This window comes from Legionella stuttgartensis (assembly GCF_977063405.2).
Genome location: NZ_CDRUHA020000109.1, coordinates 1 through 2,030 on the forward strand (window position 1 = coordinate 1; position 2,030 = coordinate 2,030).

The window sequence follows — 2,030 nt, forward strand, 5'->3', positions numbered from 1 at the left end:
ACATCCCTAATAGCTTAGCCTCTCTCTCCTCAGAGTGTATTGGTTGTATTCTCCCTACGTACCGCGCTTTATGCGCGGTATCTAGAATGGTTGAGATATTTTTTATTTTAAAAGCCCTGGATAACGTCCATAAAGCACTGTCGTAGGTTGAAAAAATTTAAGATCCAATCAAATATTTTAGAACCCAAAGCATATTAATTAATACAAAACAAAGAGTTAATCTGTATAATCCAATTCCCGGAACTGGGCGGAATATTAAATGAATCACTTCATTCTTAATCCATAATTTAATCTGTTGGCTTACTTTAAAAGATACAATGAACTCACCACATAAAATCGCAGAAAAATACCTTACGGTAATGAAAAAATCACTTACTGGTTCTTTAGACACTTCGCAACCAGATCACTGGCAATTTAATATTGCTTCTGCCAAGGCCTTTAGGTCATTTATGACGAATGGCCAAGTTAGAACCCTAATTGGTCCTAAACGATTAGATAATATAGAGCAATCAATAAAACATATAACGAGCAACCATGTAGTTGGTGATATTGTTGAGGCAGGATGCTGGCGAGGTGGTGCTTTATTGTATTTGAAAGCCTGTCTAAATGTCTATGATGATCAGAATGTGATCCCCAGGAAGGTTTGGGGTGCTGATTTATTTCCTGAATCAAGTTCCTTAGTGACTTCTTATGGTAAATTAATTCGTCTTAAAAGTTTATTAAAAATCCGAGCACTTTTGCCTAAAAAATCCCAACAACGCCTGGCGAATTATGTAATGGAAGCCTTTCCTAATGAACAATATGACAAAACTACTTTAAATAAGATTTTTGCGCTTGCCAATTCATTAACCTACATTAAAAAAGAATCCTTAATTTCAACCTCTCATCAGGATCTTCTTGAAGCATTCAAACGATATGATCTCCATGATGATTCAATAAAATTAATACCAGGCTGGTTTAAAGACACCTTACCGCAAATGCAAGAGCAAATTGAACAGATTGCCCTTTTGCGAATTGACGCTGATTTTTATCAATCAACGTTGGATGTACTTAACGCTTTATACCCAAAACTTTCGCAAAATGGTATTTGTATTATTGATGATTATGGTGGCTTTACTGAATGTCAAAGGGCGGTGGATGAGTATCGCAAACATCATCAAATTACTGAACCCCTGGAATCAGTTGACGGCACTTGCTATTACTGGGTCGTGCAGAATCGCATCCAACAATGAAGTTAATACTTGGCCTGGTCCAAGCTCAACAAAGTCCAAATATCCTAAAGCCAAACAATATTCAATGCTTTGATGCCAAAACACTGGGTTCACTAACTGTTGACTCAGTAGTTTAGGCATCTCGATTGAACAATCCACATGTGCCCGCGCTGTTGCATTTAATATGATGGGATATCGCGGTGGATTTAACTTAAATTCCTTGAGATAAGCATAAAATGTTTCAGCAGCCCCATGCATCAGGGGTGAATGAAATGCGCCGCTTACCTTTAAGGGAATAAAGCGACCTTCAACGAATAACTTGGAACTTGCATCAATTGATTCCTTTGTTCCTGAAATCACGGTTTGTAATGGGGAATTATAATTAGCAATCACCAAAGGCAACCGATTTTTTTCAATAATCTCTTCAATTTTAGCCGCACTGATTCCTACAATTGCCGCCATGCCCCCTTCTTTAGCTTCATTCATCAATTCTGCGCGCCGTTTAACGATTCTCAATCCCGTAGCAAAATCAAAAACTCCACCCACATACAACGCCGCATACTCGCCTAAACTATGCCCCAATACCATATCCACTTTTAAATTGGCTTTTCTCTCAAGCCAAGCCATAATCGAAATACAGTAAATGAGCGGTTGAGTGTAGCGCGTTTGATTCATTACCTCACTGAATACTGCTTGCTCAATGTCATAACCCAGGATCTGATTTGCCTCAGCAACCATCTCAGGAAATAATTTAAATAACTCTTTTCCCATTCCGTTGTATTGTGATCCTTGACCTGGAAATAATAATACACTCATAAC

2 protein-coding genes are annotated in these 2,030 nt (G+C 38.1%); one reads left to right on the forward strand and one right to left on the reverse strand.

Annotation, left to right across the window (positions count from 1 at the left end; all coding sequences use genetic code 11):
• Nucleotides 1-317 precede the first annotated feature (317 nt).
• Nucleotides 318-1,232: a TylF/MycF/NovP-related O-methyltransferase gene (locus tag ACWTEW_RS34950; RefSeq protein WP_454782591.1), complete on the forward strand. Its 915-nt coding sequence runs from the start codon at nucleotides 318-320 to the stop codon at nucleotides 1,230-1,232.
• Here the strand turns inward: ACWTEW_RS34950 and fabD are convergent.
• Nucleotides 1,179-2,027, reverse strand: coding sequence for an ACP S-malonyltransferase (gene fabD / locus ACWTEW_RS34955; protein WP_454782592.1), 849 nt, complete (start codon nucleotides 2,025-2,027; stop codon nucleotides 1,179-1,181). The genes ACWTEW_RS34950 and fabD overlap by 54 nt on opposite strands.
• Nucleotides 2,028-2,030: the final 3 nt, after the last annotated feature.